The sequence below is a fragment of the Arthrobacter rhombi genome (assembly GCF_900163545.1).
Classification (GTDB): domain Bacteria; phylum Actinomycetota; class Actinomycetes; order Actinomycetales; family Micrococcaceae; genus Arthrobacter_H; species Arthrobacter_H rhombi_A.
The window spans coordinates 60,729-82,725 of record NZ_FUHW01000028.1 but is presented as its reverse complement, the minus strand read 5'-3'; the positions used below and the strand labels follow the sequence as shown (position 1 = coordinate 82,725).

19 protein-coding genes, 2 tRNA genes and 1 pseudogene are annotated in these 21,997 nt (G+C 65.5%); 3 read left to right on the top strand and 19 right to left on the bottom strand.

Annotation, left to right across the window (positions count from 1 at the left end; all coding sequences use genetic code 11):
- From FM101_RS08430 to FM101_RS08380, 11 genes and pseudogenes are all read right to left on the bottom strand, one after another.
- Window positions 1-409, bottom strand: a pseudogene (locus tag FM101_RS08430) (FAD/NAD(P)-binding protein); the annotation flags it as partial.
- Between the two features lie 17 nt (window positions 410-426).
- Window positions 427-1,683 (bottom strand): uroporphyrinogen-III C-methyltransferase, encoded by a 1,257-nt coding sequence (gene cobA / locus FM101_RS08425; protein ID WP_086998251.1) that lies wholly within the window; start codon window positions 1,681-1,683, stop codon window positions 427-429.
- A complete protein-coding gene (locus FM101_RS08420) occupies window positions 1,680-2,585 on the bottom strand; it encodes an ABC transporter permease (RefSeq protein ID WP_086998247.1) in 906 nt (301 codons plus the stop codon). Before FM101_RS08420 ends, cobA begins: the two co-directional genes overlap by 4 nt.
- The gene (locus FM101_RS08415; RefSeq protein WP_086998244.1) at window positions 2,572-3,399 is read right to left on the bottom strand and encodes an ABC transporter ATP-binding protein; all 828 of its coding nucleotides are present in this window, start codon (window positions 3,397-3,399) and stop codon (window positions 2,572-2,574) included. The genes FM101_RS08420 and FM101_RS08415 overlap by 14 nt, the downstream gene beginning before the upstream one ends.
- Window positions 3,396-4,499, bottom strand: a complete 1,104-nt coding sequence (locus FM101_RS08410; RefSeq protein ID WP_086998242.1) for an ABC transporter substrate-binding protein — start codon at window positions 4,497-4,499, stop codon at window positions 3,396-3,398. Before FM101_RS08410 ends, FM101_RS08415 begins: the two co-directional genes overlap by 4 nt.
- The gene (locus tag FM101_RS08405; protein WP_086998239.1) at window positions 4,496-5,836 is read right to left on the bottom strand and encodes a sulfate adenylyltransferase subunit 1; all 1,341 of its coding nucleotides are present in this window, start codon (window positions 5,834-5,836) and stop codon (window positions 4,496-4,498) included. The genes FM101_RS08410 and FM101_RS08405 overlap by 4 nt, the downstream gene beginning before the upstream one ends.
- Window positions 5,836-6,798, bottom strand: a complete 963-nt coding sequence (cysD, locus tag FM101_RS08400) for a sulfate adenylyltransferase subunit CysD (protein ID WP_086998236.1) — start codon at window positions 6,796-6,798, stop codon at window positions 5,836-5,838. The genes FM101_RS08405 and cysD overlap by 1 nt, the downstream gene beginning before the upstream one ends.
- Before the next feature lie 60 nt (window positions 6,799-6,858).
- Window positions 6,859-7,602, bottom strand: coding sequence for a phosphoadenylyl-sulfate reductase (locus FM101_RS08395; RefSeq protein ID WP_086998233.1), 744 nt, complete (start codon window positions 7,600-7,602; stop codon window positions 6,859-6,861).
- Window positions 7,566-9,284 carry a nitrite/sulfite reductase gene (locus FM101_RS08390; RefSeq protein WP_086998230.1) on the bottom strand — a complete coding sequence of 573 codons (1,719 nt, stop codon included), beginning with the start codon at window positions 9,282-9,284 and terminating at the stop codon, window positions 7,566-7,568. Before FM101_RS08390 ends, FM101_RS08395 begins: the two co-directional genes overlap by 37 nt.
- Window positions 9,285-9,360: 76 nt before the next feature.
- On the bottom strand, window positions 9,361-10,095 hold the full coding sequence (locus FM101_RS08385; RefSeq protein WP_245806657.1) for a sirohydrochlorin chelatase: 735 nt from the start codon (window positions 10,093-10,095) through the stop codon (window positions 9,361-9,363).
- Complete coding sequence (locus FM101_RS08380) at window positions 10,092-10,859, bottom strand: SDR family oxidoreductase (protein WP_086998226.1); 768 nt, start codon at window positions 10,857-10,859, stop codon at window positions 10,092-10,094. Before FM101_RS08380 ends, FM101_RS08385 begins: the two co-directional genes overlap by 4 nt.
- A gap of 156 nt (window positions 10,860-11,015) precedes the next feature.
- On the opposite strand from FM101_RS08380, the gene FM101_RS08375 reads away from it, so the two are divergent.
- The gene (locus tag FM101_RS08375; protein ID WP_218778270.1) at window positions 11,016-12,680 is read left to right on the top strand and encodes a carboxylesterase/lipase family protein; all 1,665 of its coding nucleotides are present in this window, start codon (window positions 11,016-11,018) and stop codon (window positions 12,678-12,680) included.
- Window positions 12,681-12,704: 24 nt separating this feature from the next.
- Here FM101_RS08375 and FM101_RS08370 read toward each other — a convergent pair whose 3' ends face one another.
- Window positions 12,705-13,061 carry a DUF488 domain-containing protein gene (locus tag FM101_RS08370; protein WP_086998220.1) on the bottom strand — a complete coding sequence of 119 codons (357 nt, stop codon included), beginning with the start codon at window positions 13,059-13,061 and terminating at the stop codon, window positions 12,705-12,707.
- Window positions 13,062-13,177: 116 nt separating this feature from the next.
- On the opposite strand from FM101_RS08370, the gene valS reads away from it, so the two are divergent.
- The gene (valS, locus tag FM101_RS08365; protein WP_086998217.1) at window positions 13,178-15,808 is read left to right on the top strand and encodes a valine--tRNA ligase; all 2,631 of its coding nucleotides are present in this window, start codon (window positions 13,178-13,180) and stop codon (window positions 15,806-15,808) included.
- Window positions 15,809-15,891: 83 nt separating this feature from the next.
- Here the strand turns inward: valS and FM101_RS08360 are convergent, their stop codons facing one another.
- From FM101_RS08360 to FM101_RS08330, 7 genes are all read right to left on the bottom strand, one after another.
- A complete protein-coding gene (locus FM101_RS08360) occupies window positions 15,892-16,536 on the bottom strand; it encodes a DsbA family protein (protein WP_086998214.1) in 645 nt (214 codons plus the stop codon).
- Window positions 16,537-16,614: 78 nt separating this feature from the next.
- The gene (gene clpX / locus FM101_RS08355; RefSeq protein WP_086998211.1) at window positions 16,615-17,907 is read right to left on the bottom strand and encodes an ATP-dependent Clp protease ATP-binding subunit ClpX; all 1,293 of its coding nucleotides are present in this window, start codon (window positions 17,905-17,907) and stop codon (window positions 16,615-16,617) included.
- 158 nt (window positions 17,908-18,065) lie between these two features.
- Entirely contained in the window at window positions 18,066-18,728 is a 663-nt protein-coding gene (locus FM101_RS08350; protein ID WP_086998208.1) for an ATP-dependent Clp protease proteolytic subunit, read from the bottom strand.
- A gap of 44 nt (window positions 18,729-18,772) precedes the next feature.
- Entirely contained in the window at window positions 18,773-19,366 is a 594-nt protein-coding gene (locus FM101_RS08345; RefSeq protein ID WP_086998274.1) for an ATP-dependent Clp protease proteolytic subunit, read from the bottom strand.
- A 288-nt stretch (window positions 19,367-19,654) separates the two neighbouring features.
- A complete protein-coding gene (gene tig / locus FM101_RS08340) occupies window positions 19,655-21,028 on the bottom strand; it encodes a trigger factor (protein ID WP_086998206.1) in 1,374 nt (457 codons plus the stop codon).
- Between the two features lie 85 nt (window positions 21,029-21,113).
- Window positions 21,114-21,187 (bottom strand) — tRNA-Pro (locus tag FM101_RS08335).
- An 88-nt stretch (window positions 21,188-21,275) separates the two neighbouring features.
- Complete coding sequence (locus FM101_RS08330; RefSeq protein ID WP_086998203.1) at window positions 21,276-21,725, bottom strand: hypothetical protein; 450 nt, start codon at window positions 21,723-21,725, stop codon at window positions 21,276-21,278.
- Between the two features lie 155 nt (window positions 21,726-21,880).
- Here FM101_RS08330 and FM101_RS08325 point away from each other — a divergent pair.
- Window positions 21,881-21,954: transfer RNA gene (locus FM101_RS08325), tRNA-Gly, on the top strand.
- The last annotated feature ends 43 nt before the right edge of the window (window positions 21,955-21,997 follow it).

Here is a 21,997-nt window from a genome sequence, read left to right as displayed (position 1 = left end):
CCATGCCGGGGATGTTCAGGTCGGCGTCCTGGATGGCCCCGGTGGCGAAGATGACCGCGTCGTAGTGGGTGCGCAGGTCCGCCAGCGTCAGATCGGTGCCGTATTCCACGTTACCGAAGAAGCGGATGTCCCCGCGGTCCAGGACCTGATGCAGCGCCTTGACGATGCCTTTGATCCGCGGGTGGTCCGGCGCGACACCGTAGCGGATCAGTCCGTAGGGGGCCGGGTACCTGTCGAAGAGGTCGATGGAGACTCTCAGGGCCCCGGAGGTCACCGGCACGCTTTTGGTCAGCAGATCGGCGGCGTAGACGCCGGCCGGGCCGGCGCCGATGATCGCGACCCGGAGTTCCCTGGGGTCCGTGGGGTGGAGCGGGGTCGGTGTGGGGTGGGTCAGGTGGTCGTGGGTCATGGTTCTCCTCGGGTGGTTCAGACGGTCAGGCGGGCCGTGGGTGCTGGAATGGCAGCCAGGTCAGGGGTGTAGGTGCTCAGGCGGACGACGTCGCCGACGATGATGACCGCCGGGTTGGCCACGCGGCGTTCGGCGGCTTGGGCGGTGATCGTGGCCAGGGTGCCGATGGTGACGCGTTGGTCTGCGGTCCACCCGCTTTCGATGATGGCCACCGGGGTGTCGGGCTCCAGTCCCCGTTGGCGGAGGGTGGCCACCGTGGTCGCGAGCCGGCGGACCCCCATGAGCAGCACGAGCGTGTGGTCGCTGCGGGCCGGCAGGTCGGCCAGTTCGTCGTGGCCGGTGGCGACGGTGAATCCGGCGGCGACCCCGCGATGGGTCACCGGGATCCCGGCGGCTGCAGGCACCGACAGGGCACTGGTGACCCCGGGAACGATCTCCACGTCCAGACCGTGGGCCCGGCAGCGCTCTGCTTCCTCTCCCCCGCGCCCGAAGACGAAGGGGTCTCCTCCCTTGAGCCGGACCACCAGGTTCCCGGCCCGGGCCTCGGTGACCAAGAGGTCGTTGATCTGGTCCTGGGTGGCGGTGTGCGCTCCGGGGGCCTTGCCGACCTCGATGACCCTGACGTCCGGGCCGAGCTCCTCGAGCAGGGAGCGCGGTCCCAGCCGGTCGGCGACGACGACGTCGGCTTCGGCCAGCAGCTGGCGTCCGCGCAGGGTGATCAGCCCGCTCTCCCCCGGACCGCCGCCGACCAGCGCCACCCGCCCGGCCGGCGTCGTGCTCCGGCCTTTTGGGGCGCGGGGGCGGAAGCGGCGCCACGGCAAAAACCCCGATTGGGCGGCCAGACGGATGGCGTTGCGGATCCCCACGGCCCGCCGCGGATCTCCCCCGCTGTTCACGGCCACCACGACATCGTCGATGCGGGCCACCGCGGGTGTCCAGACCGACGAGGTGCGGTGGTTCGAGGCGTTGACGCACCAGATCCGTGCCCTCTCGGCGTCGGAGGCCACTGCGGAGTCCACCGAGGGGTTGCCCGTGGCCGTGTGCACGAACCAGGTGTCCTTCAGATCGCTGACCCGGTAGTGGCGGGGTTGCCAGTCGATGAGTCCTGCGGCGTGGAGCTGGCGGATCTTCGGCACGGCATCGGGGGCGACCACGGTCATCCGGGCCCCGGCGTCGAGCAGTGCCCGCAACCGTCGTTCGCTCACGGGTCCGGCGCCGACGAGGAGGACGCGGCGTCCGAGCAGTCGCAATGAGGTGGGATACAGGTCGTTCATTTCGCTCCTGGGGTCAGTAGGCCACGGCGTTGCAGCACCCGGCGTTGGATCGGTGAAAAAACGAGGAGTTCGACGACGATGCCCACGCTGAGGATGACCAGGATCGCGGCCATGACCAGCGGCATGCTGGACAGGTCGCGCCCTTGTTGGATCATCGACCCGAGTCCGAAACCGATGCTCCCGCCCACGGCGATGATCTCGGCGGCCATGAGCGAACGCCACGAGAACGCCCACCCCTGTTTCAGCCCGCCCAGATAGGCAGGCAGCGCGGCCGGCAGGGTGATCAGCAGGGTCTGTTGTCGTCGGGTGGCGCCGAGTACGGTGCCCACCGATCCGTAGTGCGGGGGGATCTGGTCGATCCCCGTGAGCAGCCCGTTCACGATCGAGGGTGTCGCCCCCATGAGGACCACGAAGTACACGGTGGCGTCGGTGAGGCCGAACCAGATGATGGCCGCCGGCACCCAGGCGACCGACGGCAGGACCTGCAGCCCGGACACCAGGGGTCCGAGGGCGGCACGCAGTGTGCCCGACTGGGCGAGCAGCAGGGCCAGCGGGGTCGCTATCAGCACGCTGATGGCGAAACCCGTGACCCCGCGGCCCAGCGAGGTGGCCACCGCTTGTTGGAGGGTTCCCTCGCTGAGGGCTTCACCGATGCCGGTGGCGACGGCTCCCGGTCCGGGGAACAGGTCGGGACGTTTGAGGCCGGTCCAGGACAGGATCTGCCAGAGGCACATGAGGGCAAGGAGGGCCGCTGCCGGCAGCAGGACGGTCCTGAGGTCACGCCGGGTGACCGGTGTTGGCCGCTGCAGCCGGTCCAGTCCTGCCTCCACGGCGGTGGGTTCGGCTGGTTCGTCGGGGCAACGCTCTGCGGCGGGGCGTTCCACGGTGTCAGGGGTGGGCATGGCCGCTGATCTCCTGTCGTAGCTGCCGGGTGATCTGTTCGGTCAGTGCTGCGGTCGCCGCCGCGTTCCGGCGTACCTCGGGGCCCACCTGCCATTGCCGGGCGATCCTGCCGGGCTTCGAGGAGAGCAGGATGACGCGCTGGCCCAGCCGGATGGCCTCACGGACGTTATGGGTGACGAAGACGATGGTCCTACCGGTGGAGGTCCACACGCGTTCGAGTTCCTCGTGCAGCAGGTCACGGGTGATGGCGTCCAACGCTCCGAAAGGTTCATCCATGAGCAGCAGTTCACGGTCCTGGGCCAGGGCCCGCGCCAGGGCGGTACGTTGGCGCATCCCTCCGGAGAGTTGATGGGGGCGCTGATCGGCTGCCCCGCCGAGGTGGACCAGTTCCAACAGGGTGTCCGCCATGGGCCGGCGTTCGGCCCGGGGAACCCCGCGCAGCCGGAGCGCCAGTTCCACATTGGCCCGGGCGCTGAGCCAGGGCAGCAGGGAGGCGTCTTGGAACATGAAGGCCGCACCATCGGAGGGGACCTGCACCGTTCCTGCGGTGGGCAGCTCCAGCCCGGCCAGGATCTGCAGCAGTGTTGACTTCCCGCAGCCCGAGGCGCCCAGCAGGCAGACGAACTCACCGCGGGCGATCGTGGTGCTGATGCCGTCCAGGACCGTCGGCCCCGAGGCGTAGGACTTGCTGAGCCCGTCGAGCACCACGCTGGCCGGTGGGTTGGCCGCTGGGCTGTCCGGCGTCGTCGGGTCGGTTCGGGTGTGGGGACTGCTGCTGGTCCCGGGGTCTTCGTCGAGGACGCTGGTGGTCATCGCGTCGTTCCTTTCGCTGGGGTGGTGGCGGGATCGAAAAGACCCTCAAGGCTTCCCTGCGGGGTCACCCCGGCGGCGACCCCCTGTTTCAGGAGCCGGTCAAACGCTCCTGGGAGTGGGTCGGTGGTGAAATCGGTGGTGCTCAGGGCCCTGGCCAACACCTCATCGGGCAGCCGGGCCCCCGCGGCGTCCTGGAGTCCCGCGTTGATCGTTTCGGCCCGTTCGTCAGCATCCGCCTCGTGTAGCCAGGACACGGCTTCGGCGTTGCCGGCCACCAGAGCGGTGACCGTGTCCGGGTGTTCGGCGGCGAAGACTGCGTCGACCACCAGAACCGTGCTGGGGAATTCACCGGGACCTCCGGTCAGCGACCCATCCCAGAGATCCCGCTCGTCGACCAGGACGTGGGCCCCGGCCTCGAGCACCAGCCGGGAGGCCCAGGGTTCGGGAACCCAGGCCCCGTCGATCCTGCCTGCCGTGAAGAGGTCAAAGGCTTGGCTGTTATCGGTGGGGTTGATGTCCACGTCACCCGACCCGTCGGCAGCCACCGCGTAGCCCTGCCCGGCCAACCAACTGCGCAGGGCCACGTCTTGGGTCCCTCCCAGTTGCGGGCTGGCCAGGATCGTTCCCCGCAGTTGTTCCGGCGAGGTGATATCGGGCCGCACCACCAGTTGGGCACCACCGGAGGTGGCCCCGGCCACGACGCGCAGGGAGCTTCCGGCACTGGCCGTGAAGGAGCCGATGGCCGGGTTGGGCCCCAGATAGGCGGCATCGATGGCGCCGGCATTCAGGGCTTCGACCGCGGCCGGTCCGGCATTGAAGACCTGGGTGGTCAGTTCGGTCCCGGCCGCGTTCACCTGCCGGGCCAGGAATCCGCGGTGGACTCCCACCAGGGCCGGGGCGTGGGTGACATTGCCGAAATATCCCAGCCGCAGCTGCTCCGCAGGATGTCCGCGTCCGGCCTGCGCCGCAGCGGCCGGCGCCGGGAAAGGGGTGGGAACCCACAGGGTGGCCAAGGCGGCGCCCACCAGCAGGGCCAGAGGTACGGTCAAGCCGACCAACCGCCGTCGTCCCCGGTCTCTTCCGGGGTGTCTGGCGTTCATGAGGAGATCACCAGGCCGGCGGCCAGGGTGTTTCCCGAGTGGGGATCGATGACCAGCAGTGCCCCGGCCCGACGGTTGGCCGCATAGTCCTCCACCGGCAGATCGGCAGCAACGGTGACGCTTACGCTGCCCAGGTCGTTCAGTTCCAAGCGTGCGGCAGGGACCGTGGCGAAGGTTTCCAGCTCCAGGAGCCCCTCGATGCTGGTGATCAGGGCGCGGACCGTCGCGGTGCCGTGTTTGATGAGCACCTTGGCTCCCGGCTCCAACGGTTCTTGGTCGAGCCAGCACAGGCGGGCAGCAAATTTTCGCTGGGCAGTCGGCACGGTGCCCGAGACGATGGTGTCGCCGCGACCAATATCCACGTCGTCGCTCAACCGCAGTGCGACCGATGCCGGTGCCACGGCCTCGCCTTGTGGCCCGTCGGCGGTGTCGATGCCCGCGATCGTGGTGTCGCGCGGTGGTTGGCCCGAGGACAGGATGCTCACGGTGTCCCCGACCCCGACCCTGCCGGAACTGACCTGTCCGGCATAGGCCCGGTAGTCGCGGTAGTCCTCCGGGGCGAGCCCCGGTGCGAGTGCTCCCTGCGGCCGCAGCACGGTTTGTACGGGGAACCTCAACGGCAGGTCGGTATCGGTGACCTCGTTTTGGGTGGGGAGCGTCTCGAGGAGTTCGAGCAGGGTCGGGCCGGCATACCAGTTCGTGAGTTCGGAAGGCACGGCGATGTTGTCCCCGACCAGAGCCGAAACGGGGACGGCCCGTGCCCCGGTGATCCCCAGCTGCGCGGCGACGGCCAGAACCTCGCGCTCGATGTCCTCGAAGACCTCCCGGTTGTAGTTGACGAGGTCGATCTTATTCACCGCCACGATCACGTGGGCGGTGCGCAGCAGGGCCAGCACGCTCAGATGCCGTCGAGTCTGCTCCAAGACCCCCTTGCGGGCGTCGATGAGGACGACGACGGCGTCAGCGGTGGAGGCCCCGGTGACCGTATTGCGGGTGTACTGCACATGTCCTGGGCAGTCGGCGAGGATGAAACTGCGCCGGTCGGTGGCGAAGTAGCGGTAGGCGACATCGATGGTGATGCCCTGTTCGCGTTCGGCGCGCAACCCGTCGGTGAGCAGGGCCAGATCCAGTCCGCCCGCGGCGCCGCCGAAGCCACGTTCGGTGGAGGTGCGGGCCACCGCGTCGAGTTGGTCGGCGAGGATGGCTTTGGCGTCATGGAGCAACCGGCCGACCAGGGTTGATTTGCCGTCGTCGACGGAGCCGGCGGTGGCGAAACGGAACAGGGTTCCCGCAGCTGCGGTATTGCCGGGGCGCTCTTCGATCACGGTGGTAGTCATTAGAAATAGCCGTCCTTTTTGCGGTCTTCCATGGCCGCCTCGGAGATCCTGTCGTCGGCGCGGGTGGCCCCGCGTTCGGTGAGCGTGGACGCGGCGACTTCGGCGACCACTGCGGAGACCGTATCGGCGTCCGAGAGCACTGCCCCGGTGCAGGACATGTCCCCCACCGTCCGGTATCTGACCGTCCGGAGGACCACGTCCTCCCCCGGGCGTGCCGGGGAAAATTCGCCGACGGCCCGCCACATGCCCTCGCGGTGGAACACCTCGCGTTCGTGGGCGTAGTAGATGCCCGGCAGTTCGATGCCTTCGCGTTCGATGTAGCGCCAGATATCTAGTTCGGTCCAGTTGCTGATGGGAAAGGCGCGCACATGGTGTCCGGGGCGATGCCGCCCGTTATACAGGTTCCACAGTTCCGGCCGCTGGTTGCGGGGGTCCCACTGGCCGAACTCATCGCGCAGGGACAGGATGCGCTCCTTGGCGCGGGCCTTGTCCTCATCCCGGCGTCCGCCGCCGAAGACAGCGTCGAACCGGTGCCCGGCAATGGCCTCCAAAAGCGGCGTGGTTTGCAGCGGGTTGCGGGTCCCGTCGGCGCGTTCGACCAGGTCGCCGGAGTCGATGTAGTCCTGCACGCTGGCGACTTCCAGCCTCAGCCCCAACCGTTGCACGGTATGGTCCCTGAACGTCAGGACCTCGTCGAAGTTGTGGCCGGTGTCCACGTGCAATAAGGGGAAGGGCACCCTCCCGGGCCAGAAGGCCTTCGCCGCCAGGTGGAGCATGACCACCGAGTCCTTGCCGCCGGAGAAGAGCATGGCCGGGCGGTCGAATTCGGCGACGACTTCGCGGATGATGTGGATGGATTCGGCCTCGAGGGCGTCGAGGACCTGTCGGGGGGATGCCGGGCCGTCCACGGGGACGGATGCGCTGGCATCCTGCGGGGCGGTCACGTCCTGGGTGATGGTCATGGGCTGTTCCTCGCTGTGAGTTCGAAGGATTCGTGGGGGTGGGCATGGCACGGTCCGGGGTCAGACATGGATGCCGCATTCTGTTTTGGGTTGTCCCGACCAGCGGCCCGCCCGGGGGTCCTCCCCGGGGGCTACCTGTCGGGTACAGGGCTGGCAACCGATCGAGGGATACCCCTGGTCAAGCAGCAGGTTCCGCGGGAGCTGGTTCCGGATGGAGTAGTCGTTCAGTTCCTCGAAGCTCCATCCGGCCAGCGGGTTGACCTTCACCAGTGAGTGGGCTTCATCGAAATCGATCAACGGGGTGTTGGTGCGGGTGGGAGCCTCCTCCCGGCGGACACCGGTGAACCAGAGCCGGTACCCGGCCAGGGCTCGGTTCAGCGGGTCGACCTTGCGCAGGGCGCAGCATCGTGCCGGGTTGGTGGCGAAAAGGTCCTTGCCCTCGGCGGCATCCTGGCTGGCCACATCCTGTTCGGGCCGGACGTCGACGAGGTTCACGTCGAGCCTGCGGGCGACGTCGTCCCGGGTCGCCAGGGTTTCGGCGAAGTGGTAGCCGGTGTCCAGGAACAGGACGTCGATCCCGGGGAGGGTTCCGGAGACCAGATGCGGCAGCACCGCATCGGCCATGGAGCAGGCGACGGCGGCTTCTGGGGTGGAGAAGTGCCGGGCTACCCAGTCAAGGACGTCATGGCTCGGAGCGTCGAACCCGAGTTCGGCGGCACCGCTGGCGGCCAGTGCACGTAACTGATCCAGATTCGTGGACGGCCCGCTCACAGCAGGCTCCCGTCGTCGGCGCGATGCGCCCATTCGGCAAAGGTCTCGCCCTCGGTGGATTCGTCGGCAAAGGTGCGCACGAGCCGCTCCACATAATCGGGGAGATCGTCGGCAGCGACCTTGAGCCCGCGAACGGTTCGGCCCAGGCCGGCTTCCTCACGGGTTTCATCGGCCAGGCCGCCGCCCAGGTGGACTTGGAAACCAGCTTTTTGGCCTCCCTCCCCGTCGGGTAGGAGTTGTCCCTTCAACCCGATATCCGCTGTTTGGACGCGGGCGCAGGAGTTCGGGCAACCGTTGACGTGGAGACTGAGTTTGCGCGGCATCTTCCCTTCAAGATCCGCCAGCCGGTCCTCGAGGCTTTCCACGGCTGCGGCCGCAGTATCCTTGGTGTCCACGATCGCCAGCTTGCAGTATTCGATGCCGGTGCAGGCGATCGCCGATCGGCGCACCACGGAGGGGCGGGTTTCGAGGCCGAGCTCGCGCAAACCGGTGATCACCGCTTCAACGTCGTTCTCCTGGATGTCCAGGACGACGATCTTCTGGTGGGGTGTGGTGCGCACACGGCCCGAACCGTGCCGTTCGAGCAGCTCGGCCAAGGCGGTCAGCCGGGTTCCGGAGAGCCGGCCCATGCTGGTGGTGGCGCCCAGGTAGAAGAGACCGTCTTTTTGCTGGTGCACCCCGCTGTGGTCGCCGGGAACGGTGGTGGGTTCGGGGGCCGGACCGTCGGGCAGCGGGTGCCCGAGGTATTCGCGTTCGAGCACCTCACGGAACTTCTCCGGCCCCCAATCGGCCATCAGATATTTCAGTCGCGCCTTATTGCGGAGCCGGCGGTAGCCGTAGTCACGGAAAATTCCGACCACGCCTTCCCAGACCGGGGCTGCCTGCTCCGGTGCGACGAAGGCACCCAGCCGTTCGGCCAGCCGCCCGTTGGTGGACAGCCCTCCGCCGACCCACAGGTCGTAGCCGGCACCGAGTTCGGGGTGGCGGACCCCGACCAGGGAGATGTCGTTGATCTCGTGGACGACGTCCAGGGAGGGGTGCCCGGTGATCGCGGTTTTGAATTTTCGCGGAAGATTCGAATACAGCGGGTTGCCGATGTACCGTTCGGCGATCTCCTCGATGGCCGGGGTGGGGTCCAGGATCTCGTCGGCGGCGATCCCCGCCACCGGTGACCCGAGAATGACGCGGGGGACGTCGCCGCAGGCTTCGGTGGTGTTCAGGCCGACGGATTCCAGTCGCCTCCAGATTTCGGGGACGTCACTCACATCAACCCAGTGCAGTTGGATGTTCTGCCGGTCGGTGACATCTGCGGTGTCGCGGGCGAATTCGGTGGAGATGGAACCGATGACGCGCAGTTGTTCGGTGCTCAGGGCGCCGCCGTCGATGCGCACCCGCATCATGAAGTAGCGGTCCTCGAGTTCGTGCGGTTCCAGGGTCGCAGTCTTCCCGCCGTCGATCCCCGGTTTGCGTTGGGTGTAGAGGCCCCACCAGCGGAAGCGTCCGTGCAGGTCCTCGGGGTCGATCGAGTCGAAGCCGTGACGAGCGTAGATCGTCTCGATGCGTTCGCGGACATTGAGCCCGTCGTCGTGCTGTTTCCATTCCTCATTGGAGTTCAACGGGGTGGTCCCGTCCACTTTCCATTGGCCGTGGGGCTTGGCTGGCGGACGGGACCGGGGCGGGCCGGAAGCTGGCTGGGTATCGGTTGCCTGAGTCATGACTGTGAGCCTAGGGCCCGGTTTTCACCGCTGTCGCGCCCGCAGGTCATCAGCCGACACGTTGCTTTTTTTGACCTCAGTCAGCCGCGAAAACAGCCTCCGACAGGGCAGTTTGGAGTCTTGCGACGACACATTCGGCAACCGTGACGTCGGGGAGCAATGGTGCAGTCACATAATTTGCTCCGACGGCTTCGAGGCGTTCCTGGAAGAAACCGGGAGCCAAGAGGTAAGAAACGACACCGACCCGCGTTCCTGGTCTTTGCTGGGCCAACCGGTCCACCGCGTCCCCGACCCGGGGTGCGGCAGCCGAACAAAATGCTGCCTGAACGGGGGTCTGCAGAAGGCCGGCGAGGGTTGCTGCGCTGTCCTTGGCCTGCTCTTGGCCCGACTCCACGCGGGTCCCTGCCGAGGCCAGCACCACGGCGTCCTGCGTTGTCCAGCCCGCTGCTGCCAGCCGGCGGGCCATCAGCTGGGCCAGCCGGGGGTCGGCTCCGATGGGCTCGGCAGCGATGGTGTTCCGCCGCGAGGCCACGGCCTCGGCAACATCGACACTGGTGTGGATTCCCAGCGAGAGCAGCAGCGGCAGCACCACTGCCGGTTCCCCGGCCGGGAGGCGTTCCACAACAGAGGCCAGGCCCGGGTCTTGGACGTCGACGTAGGCCTCGTGGATCTGAACCTGCCAGCCGTTGGTTGTTTGCTGGTCCGTGAGGAGTTCGGCGACCTGGCCGCGCAGCTGGTCGATCAGCTGCCGCCCGCGGGGATGATCCGTGCCATGGGCGCAGGCGATCACATGCAGTGGGCCGCGTATCACGTGGTGCGGATCAACTTGTGATTGGCCGCCTGGGCGACGGGCCGCACGACGATCTGATCAAGGTTGATGTGATGCGGGAGGGTGACGGAATAGGCCACCACGTCGGCGACGTCGTGGCCGGTCAGGGGTTGGGCCACCCCCGCGTAGACCTGATCGGCAGCGTCCTGGTCCCCTCCGAGCCGGCTCAGCGCGAATTCTTCGGTGTGGACCAGCCCGGGGACGACCTCGATCACGCGAATGTTGTTTTCGGCTTCTTCGAGCCGGAGCGCCTGGGTGAGGCCCTGTTGGGCAAATTTTGCGGCGTTATATCCGCCGCCTCCTTCATATCCGCCCAGGGCTGCGGTGGAGGTGAGGTTCAGGATCGTTCCTTCGCCGTGGGCCCGCAGCATGGGCAGAAAGGCGCGGATCATGTTCATGGTCCCCAACACGTTCACCCGGTACATCCAGTCCCAGTCGGCAGTTTGTGCCGCACCGATCCTCTCGACACCGCGGGCCCCACCGGCAATATTGATCAGGGTGTCGACCCCGCCGGCATCGGTCACTACCGCCAGGAGTCGGGCGACGTCCTCTTCGCTACTGATATCCGCTGCCACCGGGGTGACTCCCGTTTCCCCGGCCAGTGCCTCGAGCCGGTCCGCCCGGCGAGCCACGGCGAAGACCTTCCAGCCCTCGGCGGCCAGCCGACGGGCCGTGGCCTCACCGATTCCGGTACTGGCACCGGTCACCACTGCACTTTTCCTGGACTGCTGGGTCGTTGACGTCATGGCACCAGCCTAGCGAGGCCACGGGAGCGAATCATGCTCCGGGCAACTGTGGACCTGCACCACCACCGGTGGAAGTCTGTAAAGACAGGTCTTCATCCCCCGCGGAACACCGGTGCCTGCGGGCACCGGTTCCCCACCCGAAAGCTGTTGAACACGATGCGCCAGCCGAAAGTGACATCAGGGCACGACGGCGATCACTGGTTCCCTGCCCCGGGCACCCCGGGCGCTACGGGGATGCCGGATGTTCGGGTCGCCGGTGGGGTGGTCCGCGGGGTGCGGGAAGGCAACGTGTTCACCTGGCGTGGCATCCCCTATGCCGCACCGCCGGTGGGGCCCCTCAGGTTCAGGGCCCCAGCACCACCGGTCGGCTGGTCGGGAATCAGGGACGGGACACGCTTCGGGCCGATGGCGCCCCAACCGACCCGAACCCACCGGTCTGCCCTGGGGTCCGCCGAAGCAACCAATGAGGACTGTTTGAGCATCAACGTCCAGGTACCGGTCCCGGCGTTGGCGGATGCCGATTCCCTCCCCGTCATGGTTTTCATTCACGGGGGCGGCTATTTTCAAGGATCCTCGCGGGACTTTTCGGGGCAGGGGGAAGGTTTCGCTGGCACGGGGCGGGCCATCTATGTGAACTTCAATTACCGTTTGGGGCCGTTGGGTTATCTGGATTTCAGCCGCTACTCCACCCCCGAACGTCCCATCGACAGCAATCTCGGTCTCCGCGATCAGGTGGCCGCACTGGAATGGGTTCAGGAGAACATCGCCGCTTTTGGCGGCGACCCGGACCGGGTGACGGTGTTTGGGGAGTCGGCCGGCGGGAATGCGGTGACCACGCTACTGGCCACCCCGAGCGCCCACGGATTATTCCTCCGGGCCATCGCCCAAAGTGCCCCTGCTGATGCCGTCTACCCTCCGGCGCTCGCGGCGCTGTGGGCGGCCGAGTTCCTGCAGATCCTCGGTGACCAGCATGATGGCCAGGGCCGGCCCGGTCCCGAGGCCGACCCGGTACCGGATCTTCTACTCAACGGTTCTGTCAGCGATTTGTTGGCCGCGGCCAAGATCTTGCAAACCCGCATTCCGGACGCCTACCCCGGAGGTTTCTGTTTCGCACCGGTCATCGACGGAACCTATGTGCCCGAGCACCCGATCGAAGCGGTCCGTGCCGGCCGTGCGGCGCGTGTACCGCTGATCATCGGCACCAACGAACGTGAAGGTTCGGTCTTCCACGGCAGATGGGATATTTTGCCCAGTTCCCCCTCCCGTATCACTGGCGTTTTCGCCCGTTCGCCCCGGCAGGCGCGGCACGTGATGCGTGCGGCGTATCCGGGTCTACCGAATCCCACATCGGCAACGGAGTTCAGCGGGGACTACGGGTTCTGGTACCCGAGCATCCGGTTCGCCGAACTGCACTGCCGTTTCGCGCCCGTCCATGTGTATCGCTTCGACTTCGCGCCACGGCTGCTCAAGATGGTCGGTCTGGATGCCGCCCATGGGGTGGAAATGTTTGCTCTCTTCGACAGAACCGACATCCCCATGGCACGGATGATCACCTCGCTCGGCGGCCGGGAAGCCTATGCCCGTGCCGGCCAGCGGATGCGGGGACGGTGGCTGAGGTTCGCCGAATCCGGGACCACCTCATCGACGTGGCCGGCCTATGACGACCTCAACCGGTCAACCTTGATCATCGAAAATACCGACCATGTGGAGAATGATCCGCACCGTCGTCGTCGACTGGCGTGGGCCGAGTTCATGGCCCGCCCCGATGAACCGTGGTCAGGCACTCGGGTATCTGAAGACACGGCACGTCCAGATCGCTGAGATGACCCACCAACGGGGTGGGTCTCAGAGGTTCTCGTCCAGAAATTCGAGCAGGACCACGGCATTATTATGTTCTTCGTCTTTGGTGGCATAGACGAGTACGACGTCGTCCTGATCTTTGATCAGCTCCAGTAGTCTTTCGGCTTCCTCGGTCGCCGGCCCGTCCTCGAGTTCGGCGATGTATTGCTCACGGAATTCATCGAAGCGGTGCTCCCGGTGGTTGAACCAGGTCCGCAATTCCGGGGAGGGGGCGATGTCCTTGGCCCACTCATCGAGTTCGGCATCCTCTTTGGCGATGCCTCGGGGCCAGAGTCGGTCGACCAGGATCCGATAGCCGCCGTCTGGTGCGGAGTAGGCCCGCTGCATTCTGATCTTGCCCATACCCCGATGGTAGGCCGAATCCCTCCGCGACGCCCGCCCCGCAAAAAATCCTGTGGACGAGACGGTGTCCAGCGCCGCGAATCGGGCCTGACCTGCCGACATGGAATACTGGGAGCATGGCTGAACAGAACTTGGGCACAGACACGCCCGCTACCGTAAGCGTCCCCGACAAACCAGCACTGGAGGGCCTCGAAGAACGGCTCGGACAGCGGTGGCGTGACGAGGGTACCTACGCTTTCAACCCCGACACGACCCGCGACGAGGTCTACTCGATCGACACTCCCCCGCCCACGGCATCGGGATCCCTGCACGTGGGACACATGTTCTCTTACACGCAGACCGACGTTTTGGCCCGCTACCAGCGGATGCGCGGCAAGAATGTCTTCTACCCCATGGGCTGGGACGATAACGGTCTGCCGACAGAACGCCGGGTGCAGAACTTCTACGGTGTGCGCTGCGATCCCAAGACCGCCTACGACCCGGCCTACCGCCCCCCGGAAAAGCCGGCGAAGAACCAGCGTGATTGGGACGTCGTCTCCCGTCGGACGTTCATTGAGCTCTGCGAGGAACTGGCCGTCGAGGACGAGAAGGTCTTCGAGCACCTTTTCAGCACCCTCGGCTTGTCAGTGGACTGGAACCTGACCTACCGCACCATTGATGACATTTCTCGCGCCGTCTCCCAACGGGCCTTCATCCGGAACCTGACCGACGGCGACGCCTACATGGCCGAGGCACCAACCCTATGGGATGTCACCTTCCGGACAGCGGTTGCCCAGGCCGAGCTCGAGGACCGCGAAGTTGACGGCGCCTACTACCGGTTCCCGTTCTTCGCCGAAGACGGCACCGAGATTCACATCGAGACGACCCGTCCCGAATTGCTGGCCGCCTGCGCCGGTCTCGTCGCCAACCCCGACGATGAGCGGTACCAGCCCCTCTTTGGGAAGACAGTCACCTCCCCACTGTTCGATGTTGAGGTCCAGGTGTATCCCCACCCCTTGGCCAAGGCGGATAAGGGCTCCGGCATCGCCATGGTCTGCACCTTCGGCGACCTGACCGATGTCACCTGGTGGCGGGAACTGCAGTTGCCCACCCGGGCCATCATCGGCCGGGACGGCCGGATCCAGGGGCAGGCCCCCGAGTGGATCACCTCCGAGGCAGGACGGGAGGCCTTCGCTTCGCTGGCCGGCAAAACGGTGTTCTCCGCCAAGGAGGCCGTCTCGACGATGCTCAGTGAGGCCCGACTGCTCGACGGCGAACCGCGGAAGATCACCCACCCGGTGAACTTCTTCGAAAAGGGCGATAAGCCCCTGGAGGTCGTCAGCTCCCGGCAGTGGTACATCCGCAACGGTGGCCGGGACGCCCAGCGCCGCGAACGCATGATCGCCCGCGGCCAGGAAATCGAGTTCCACCCGGAATTCATGCGCTCGCGCTACACGAATTGGGTCAATGGGCTCAACGGCGACTGGCTGGTCTCCCGTCAACGCTTCTTCGGTGTGCCCATCCCCGTCTGGTACCCGTTGGATGCCCAGGGCAACCCCGATTATGAGCACCCGGTGGTCCCCGACGACGCCCAGTTGCCGGTGGACCCGGTGGCCGAAACGGCCCCGGGGTATACGGCGGACCAGCGTGATGTTCCCGGTGGTTTCACCGGGGATGCCGATGTGCTCGATACGTGGGCGACGTCTTCGCTGACCCCGCAGATCGTGGGCCGCTGGAGCCGGGATGACGAGTTCTTCTCCAAGGTCTTCCCGTTCGACCTGCGCCCCCAGGCCCACGACATCATCCGCACCTGGCTCTTCTCCACCGCAGTGCGTGGCGATGCCCTGCACGATTGCGCCCCGTGGAAGCATGCGGCCATTTCCGGTTGGATCTTGGACCCGGACCGGAAGAAGATGTCCAAGTCCAAGGGCAATGTGGTGGTCCCCACCGACGTGCTGAACGACTTCGGCGCGGATGCCGTGCGTTATTGGGCAGCTTCGGCCAAGCTCGGGGCCGATACCGCCTACGAGGTAGCCCAGATGAAGATTGGCCGCCGCCTGGCGATCAAGATCCTCAATGCCTCGAAGTTCGTCCTGAATCTCGGTGCCACCGAGGCGAACGTCCTGGACGGCGATGCCCATCTGATCACCAATGGTCTGGACCGGTCCTTGCTGGCCCGGCTCTCGGAGGTCATCGAAGAGGCCGACCGTGCCTTCGGGATCTACGATTACGCCCGTGCCTTGGACATCGTGGAAACGTTCTTCTGGTCCTTCACCGACGATTACGTCGAACTCATCAAGGACCGGGCCTACGGTGCCCGTGGCGACGCCGAGCAGGCCTCGGTGCTGGCTGCCCTGGCAACCACCCTTGATGCCGTGCTGCGCCTTTTCGCACCGTTCCTGCCCTTCGCTACCGAAGAGGTGTGGGGATGGTGGCGTTCGGGGTCGGTCCACCAGTCAGCCTGGCCGACCAATACGCACCTGACCGGTGCCGTTGAGGGGGCCGACACCGGTGTTCTGCCAACCGTTGGGGACGCCTTGGGCGGGATCCGCAAGTCCAAGTCCGAGGCCAAGGTCAAACAGCGCACCCAGGTCCTCTCCGGCGTCGTCCGGGGCCCTGAAGCCACCTTGGATCGGGTACGTGCCGGTCTCGGTGATCTGCTCGCCGCGGGTAACGCCGTGGAGTTGGATCTCCAGGTCGGCGGCGAGGAACTCGTCGTCTCCGATGTGGTGCTGGCCCCGGCTGAGGAGCCGACCGCCCAAGGCTAGGCCCGTGGAGCAGTGACAGAAGTGGCCCCGGCAAGGTCTGCCGGGGCCACTTCTGTTGGGCCCGGTACCGGGCCGAAAATTCGTTAGGAGGCGTCGACCTGCGCGAATTGCTGGCGTTCCTGCGTGAACTGCGGTGCCCCGGAGCGGGTGCGCTTGAGCTCGAAGAAGTACGGGAACGATGCCAGGGTGACGGAGGCATCGAACAGCTGCCCCGCTTCCTCACCGGAGGGGATCTCGGTGATGACCGGCCCGAAGAACGCGGTGCCGTTCAACGCAACGACCGGGGTGCCGACCTCTTGGCCCACCAGGGAGATGCCCCGTTCGTGACTGGCCCGCAGGGCCGCATCGTGTTCGTCGTTCGCGCCGGCCTGGGCGAGTTCTGCCGGGAGGCCGACCCGTTCGAGGGCCCGGGTGATGACCTCGGAATAGTCAGCAACACCGGCGTAATGGATCAATTCGCCCATGGCTGTGTAGAGTTCGCCGACGACGTCCTGACCGTGGGCTTGCTCTGCGGCGATGATGACCCGCACCGGGGCCCACGCACTGTCCAGACCCCGGGGGAATTCGCCCTCGACGTTCTTATCCTCATTCAGGACCGCCAGGCTCATCACCTGCCACTCGACTTTGATGTCACGGACCTTCTCCACCTCGAGGATCCACCGGGAAGTGGCCCAGGCGAAGGGGCAAAGCGGGTCAAACCAGAAATCTACAGCCGTGGTCTTGGACAAGGTGTTCCTCCTGAAGTCGAAGCATGTACTCGGTGGTGACGGTTGGGTCACCGCCCTCCGTTGAGTACAACGCCCCGATCAGGCTGACTTATTCCGCCGCTTCGTGGCCACTTCCGCCGAGATGAGCGTCGGTTCGCCGACCTGCTGCACTACTTCTGCGGTGATGACGACCTCGGCGATGTCATCGCGGCCGGGCAGATCGAACATAATCGAACCGAGGGTCTCTTCGAGGATCGCCCGCAGCCCGCGGGCGCCGGTTCCGCGTTCCAGCGCCAGGTCGGCGATGGCTTCGAGGGCATCAAGTTCGAAGGTCAGCTCAACCCCGTCGAGACGGAACATCTTCTGGTACTGCTTCACCAGGGCGTTCTTCGGCTCGGTCAGGATCTTGATCAGGGCCTCGCGGTCCAGGTTCTCCACGGTGGCGATCACCGGCAGGCGGCCGATAAATTCGGGAATGAGACCAAATTTGAGCAGGTCCTCGGGGCGGACATCCGAATATTTGGCGTCCTCGGAGTTCAGCGCGGTCAGCGGTGCACCGAAACCAATACCCTTCTGGCCGGCCCGGGAGCCGATGATCTCCTCGAGGCCGCCGAAGGCCCCCGCGACAATGAACAAGACGTTCGATGTGTCGATCTGGATGAACTCCTGGTGCGGATGTTTGCGGCCGCCCTGGGGCGGGACCGAGGCGACCGTACCTTCAAGGATCTTCAGCAGCGCCTGCTGCACCCCCTCACCGGAAACATCACGGGTGATGGAGGGGTTCTCTGACTTACGCGAAATCTTGTCGATCTCGTCGATGTAGATGATGCCCTGTTCGGCCTTCTTCACGTCGAAGTCCGCGGCCTGGAGGAGCTTGAGCAGGATGTTCTCGACATCCTCACCGACATAGCCGGCCTCGGTCAGTGCCGTGGCGTCCGCAGCGGCGAAAGGCACGTTCAACCTGCGGGCCAACGTCTGGGCGAGGTAGGTTTTGCCGCAACCGGTCGGACCGATGAGCAGGATATTGGACTTGGAGACCTCGACGTCGTCCAGTGCGTCCACATCGCTCAATTGGGCTGCAGCGGTGGAACCGGCCCCCGATTGGATGCGCTTATAGTGGTTGTACACGGCGACCGACAGGGAGCGTTTGGCGCCTTCCTGGCCGATGACGTATTCCTGCAGCGAGTCGAAGATCTCGCGGGGACGCGGCAGTTCGAAATCGGGGCCGGCCTCGATCTCGGCCAGCTCCTCCTCCATCAACTCATTGCACAGTTCAATGCATTCGGTGCAGATGTAAACGCCTGGACCGGCGATGAGCTTACGGACCTGCTTCTGACTTTTGCCGCAGAACGAACACTTGAGCAGGTCGGAGCTTTCACCCATACGAGCCATGGTGTTCTTCCCCTAACGTGATACAGAAACCTCGCGGCGGACGCCGCGCGGTGATGTCTACCTACAACTCTAGGTGAATTGGCCGACAGAATAGGTGACCGGACGCCCCGTGGTGCGAAAAACCTACGGGACGTCCGGTCACTGAAGCCGTCGTCTTCCTATTTGCCGATGGCCTGCTGCTTGATCTTCCGAGGGCTGAGCACCTCGTCGATCAGGCCATACTCCTTGGCTTCCTGCGCGGTCATGAACAGATCGCGTTCGATATCGTTGCCGACCTGCTCGGGGGTCTTATGGCTCTGCTCGGAGAGCGTGGTCTCCAACCAGGTGCGCATCCGCATGACCTCTTCGGCCTGAATCTGCAGGTCGGTGGCCGTGCCACGTTCCCCGCCGCCCATGGCCGGCTGGTGGATCAGCACGCGGGCGTTGGGCAACGCCAGACGCTTACCCGGTGCACCGGCTGCCAGCAGGACCGCGGCGGCGCTGGCCGCCTGGCCCAGGCAGACGGTCTGGATCTCGGGGCGGATGAACATCATCGTGTCGTAGATCGCCGTCATGGCGGTGAAGGAGCCGCCGGGTGAGTTGATGTACAAGGTGATGTCGCGCTCGGGGTCCATGGATTCCAGGACGAGCAGCTGGGCCATCACGTCGTCGGCCGAAGCGTCGTCGACCTGCGTGCCGAGGAAGACGATGCGGTCCTCGAACAGCTTCGCGTAGGGGTCCTGGCGCTTGAAGCCGTAGGGGGTGCGCTCTTCGAAGGAAGGAAGGATGTAGCGGGCGGACGGCATGTCGCCAGCGGTGCCTTCGTTGCCGGTGTAATTCATGTTCTTCTCCTGGGGATCTGTGGGGATGCTCGTCGGCTGGATGGCTAGTTCTTGACTCCGCCGCCGCCGGAAACCGTAACGGAGCTCTGGGCGATGTGGTCGAAGAACCCGTATTCCAGGGCCTCGGGGGCCGTGAACCACTTATCGCGGTCGTTGTCCTTCAGGATCGTCTCCAGCGACTGCCCGGTCTGTTCGGCGGTGAGCTCGGACATGACCTTCTTCATATGCAGGATCAGTTCCGCCTGGATGCGGATATCGGAAGCGGTGCCGCCGATTCCGCCGGAGGGCTGGTGCATCAGGATCCGCGCGTTCGGGGTGGCGTAGCGCTTGCCCTTGGTGCCCGAGGAGAGCAGGAACTGCCCCATCGAGGCGGCCAGGCCGGTGGCCACGGTGACGACATCGTTGGGGATGTAGTTCATCGTGTCGAAGATCGCCATGCCGGCGGTAATGGAGCCGCCCGGCGAGTTGATGTACAGGAAGATGTCCTTATCCGGGTCCTCGGCCGAGAGCAGCAGTAGTTGGGAGGAGATGGCGTTGGCCGACTCGTCGCTCACTTCCGAGCCGAGCCAGATGATGCGCTCCTTGAGGAGCCGGTTGTAGATGTAGTCCTCGCGACTGGCCGGATCGACCGAGGCCATCTTCGGGGTGTGGGATTCCGTCGTCATTTTCGAATACCTCTCCATGGGTGCCATGCGACGTGGCTCTTCCGGCCACGTACGGTAGCGCTTGCTTTCCTTGACACTACTGCAGTCACAACGCGCGCCGCGCCCGCGATCATTCGCTGTTCGCTGATGGCGCATACCCCTGTGACGGGCCCATCGCCTGTGGCTTAACTGCAGGTGCTTTCGGCTTAAAGTACGACGGCGGGACCACCCTTTCGGGCAGTCCCGCCGAGGCCGCTCATCGGCGGCTCTACATCGCGGTGGTTACTTGGCGGACTCTGCTGAGTCGGCCGAAGCTGACGATGCCGAGGAGGCGGAAGAATCCGAGGACTCGTCTTCTTCTTCGCCGGCTGGCCGGACGAAGTCCGTCAGGTCGACGTCCTTGCCATCGGTATCGGTGACCTTGGCCAGTTCCAGGACCTTGGCCAGCGCCTTGCGGCGGCGGACCTCACCGATCATCATCGGCACCTGGCCGGCGCTGTCGAGCATCTGGGCGAACTGGTTCGGATCCATGCCGTACTGGCTGGAGCTCTGGACGATGTAGTCGATGAGCTCTGACTGCTCAACGCCTACCTCCTCCTTTTCGGCGATCTCGTCGAGGATGACCTCGTTCTGGAAGGCGCGCTCCGTGTTGGTCTTGACCTCGGCGCGGTGCTCCTCGGTGTCGTGCTCTTCACCGGGGTTCTCGCCGCCCTGGGCGAAGTGCTGCTCAACCTGTTCGTTGATCACCGACTCCGGAACCGGAACGGGCACCAGCTCGGTGAGCTTGTCCATGACCTTATCGCGGGCCTGTACTCCCTGATCGACGAGCTTGGACTCGGCGGCCTTCTGGGTCAGGTCCTCGCGCAGTTCGTCGATGGTGTCGAATTCGGAAGCCAGCTGGGCGAACTCGTCATCTGCGGTCGGGAGCTCGCGCTCCTTGACGGCCTTGATGACCACCTTGACCTGTGCGGTTTCCCCGGCGTGCTCGCCGCCGGCCAGCTTGGTCTCGAAGGTGGCATCCTCATCGGCGGACAGGCCGGTGACTGCTTCGTCGAGGCCATCGAGCATGGTGCCCGAGCCGACCTGGTAGGACAAATCGGTGGCTGCGTCGACCTCATTGCCCTCCACCGTTGCGGTGAGGTCCAAGGTGATGAAGTCCTGGTCGTCCGCTGGGCGGTCGACGTTCTTCAGGGTGCCGAAGCGTCCACGCAGTTCGTCCATGGCGGTCTCGACGTCGGCCTCGGTGGCTTCGACGGCGTCGACCTGGACCTCCAGGCCCGAGTACTCCGGCAGTTCGATCTTCGGGCGGATGTCCACCTGGACATCAAAGACCAGGTTGCCCTCGGTAGCCGTCGGCTCCGGGACCTCGGTGATCTCAACCTCGGGGCGGGACAGCGGGACGATCTCCGTCTCACGGACCGCTTCCTGGTAGAACTCGTTGAGCCCGTCGTTGATGGCCGTCTCCAGCACATAGCCGCGGCCGACACGCTGGTCGATCAGGCGGTTCGGGACCTTGCCCTTGCGGAAGCCGGGAACATTGATCTGCTCCGCGATGGACTTGTAGGCCGCGTCGATGTTCGGCTGCAATTCGGTGAGGGGAACCTCGACATTGAGCTTGACCCGGGTGGGCGTGAGGTTTTCGACGGCGCTCTTCACTACGTAGCTCTCCTGAATGATCTGGGCTATAAAGACACTGCACACTCGTCCCCGTTGTGGAGCTGACGGGACTGAAAGTTCAGAGTCGGGGTGACAGGAGTTGAACCTGCGACCTCACGCTCCCAAAGCGCGCGCTCTACCAAGCTGAGCTACACCCCGATTGGTGCAGAGGCTAGTTTACGCAGAATCCTCGCGGAACAACTAATTGCTGACAGGCACCACTTCCCGGCATGGCACGGGCCCGGCCCTAGAGGCCCTCGGCGATGTCCAGGACCGGCCGCCGAATGATCCATTCGTCGCTGGGCAAACGGTCCATGTAGTAGAAGCCGCCGACGGCCGATGCACGATTCGGCGGGGCCTCCGGATGGTAGTTCAGCACCAGTCCTCGCCGTTGCACCCAATCCAGCCACGCGTGCAGGGCCTGGACCTCCTCGACCGGAACCTCCTGTCCCGCTCGCTGCCGCAGCAGGACCCGCACATGGGCCATGACGGAGCTGCGGTGGTGCTCGGTTTCGACGGCCCAGGGCAGGACGTCACGGTAGGAAGGCCGTCCCGCACGGGCCTTCCCACGATTCAGGGCCCGTTGGACGCCGGCTGCGGTGACCCCGTAGCGCTCGGCGATCTGCTCGTTCGTCAGTCCCAGCTCGCTGAGTCCTTGCAGGATCCGCAGATCCGGTACTTTCCTGGGTCCAGCCATCTTCCACCCCCCATGCCCCGCTGCCCGGGGCTTCGTCACGACGTCGGATACCGACCTTCCGAGCATGCGCCGCACGAGGACGAGCGTCAATTTTGCAGTGCTCCGAACCCACTGCTAATGTTGTCCAAGCAACGGGCCGCAAGGCCCGTCTTTGCGGGGATGTAGCTTAATGGTAAAGCCTCAGTCTTCCAAACTGATGACGCGGGTTCGATTCCCGTCATCCCCTCCACATACGTTGGGCCGCCTTAGGGCGGCCCTTCGTCGTTAAGGGG

Bases quoted from the DNA above. Each gene is read 5' to 3' on its own strand.
- cobA (WP_086998251.1), bottom strand. From the start codon at position 1,683: ATGAACGACCTGTATCCCACCTCATTGCGACTGCTCGGACGCCGCGTC.
- FM101_RS08420 (WP_086998247.1), bottom strand. From the start codon at position 2,585: ATGCCCACCCCTGACACCGTGGAACGCCCCGCCGCAGAGCGTTGCCCC.
- FM101_RS08415 (WP_086998244.1), bottom strand. From the start codon at position 3,399: ATGACCACCAGCGTCCTCGACGAAGACCCCGGGACCAGCAGCAGTCCC.
- FM101_RS08410 (WP_086998242.1), bottom strand. From the start codon at position 4,499: ATGAACGCCAGACACCCCGGAAGAGACCGGGGACGACGGCGGTTGGTC.
- FM101_RS08405 (WP_086998239.1), bottom strand. From the start codon at position 5,836: ATGACTACCACCGTGATCGAAGAGCGCCCCGGCAATACCGCAGCTGCG.
- cysD (WP_086998236.1), bottom strand. From the start codon at position 6,798: ATGACCATCACCCAGGACGTGACCGCCCCGCAGGATGCCAGCGCATCC.
- FM101_RS08395 (WP_086998233.1), bottom strand. From the start codon at position 7,602: ATGGGCGCATCGCGCCGACGACGGGAGCCTGCTGTGAGCGGGCCGTCC.
- FM101_RS08390 (WP_086998230.1), bottom strand. From the start codon at position 9,284: ATGACTCAGGCAACCGATACCCAGCCAGCTTCCGGCCCGCCCCGGTCC.
- FM101_RS08380 (WP_086998226.1), bottom strand. From the start codon at position 10,859: ATGACGTCAACGACCCAGCAGTCCAGGAAAAGTGCAGTGGTGACCGGT.
- FM101_RS08375 (WP_218778270.1), top strand. From the start codon at position 11,016: ATGCGCCAGCCGAAAGTGACATCAGGGCACGACGGCGATCACTGGTTC.
- FM101_RS08370 (WP_086998220.1), bottom strand. From the start codon at position 13,061: ATGGGCAAGATCAGAATGCAGCGGGCCTACTCCGCACCAGACGGCGGC.
- valS (WP_086998217.1), top strand. From the start codon at position 13,178: ATGGCTGAACAGAACTTGGGCACAGACACGCCCGCTACCGTAAGCGTC.
- clpX (WP_086998211.1), bottom strand. From the start codon at position 17,907: ATGGCTCGTATGGGTGAAAGCTCCGACCTGCTCAAGTGTTCGTTCTGC.
- FM101_RS08350 (WP_086998208.1), bottom strand. From the start codon at position 18,728: ATGAATTACACCGGCAACGAAGGCACCGCTGGCGACATGCCGTCCGCC.
- FM101_RS08345 (WP_086998274.1), bottom strand. From the start codon at position 19,366: ATGGCCTCGGTCGATCCGGCCAGTCGCGAGGACTACATCTACAACCGG.
- FM101_RS08330 (WP_086998203.1), bottom strand. From the start codon at position 21,725: ATGGCTGGACCCAGGAAAGTACCGGATCTGCGGATCCTGCAAGGACTC.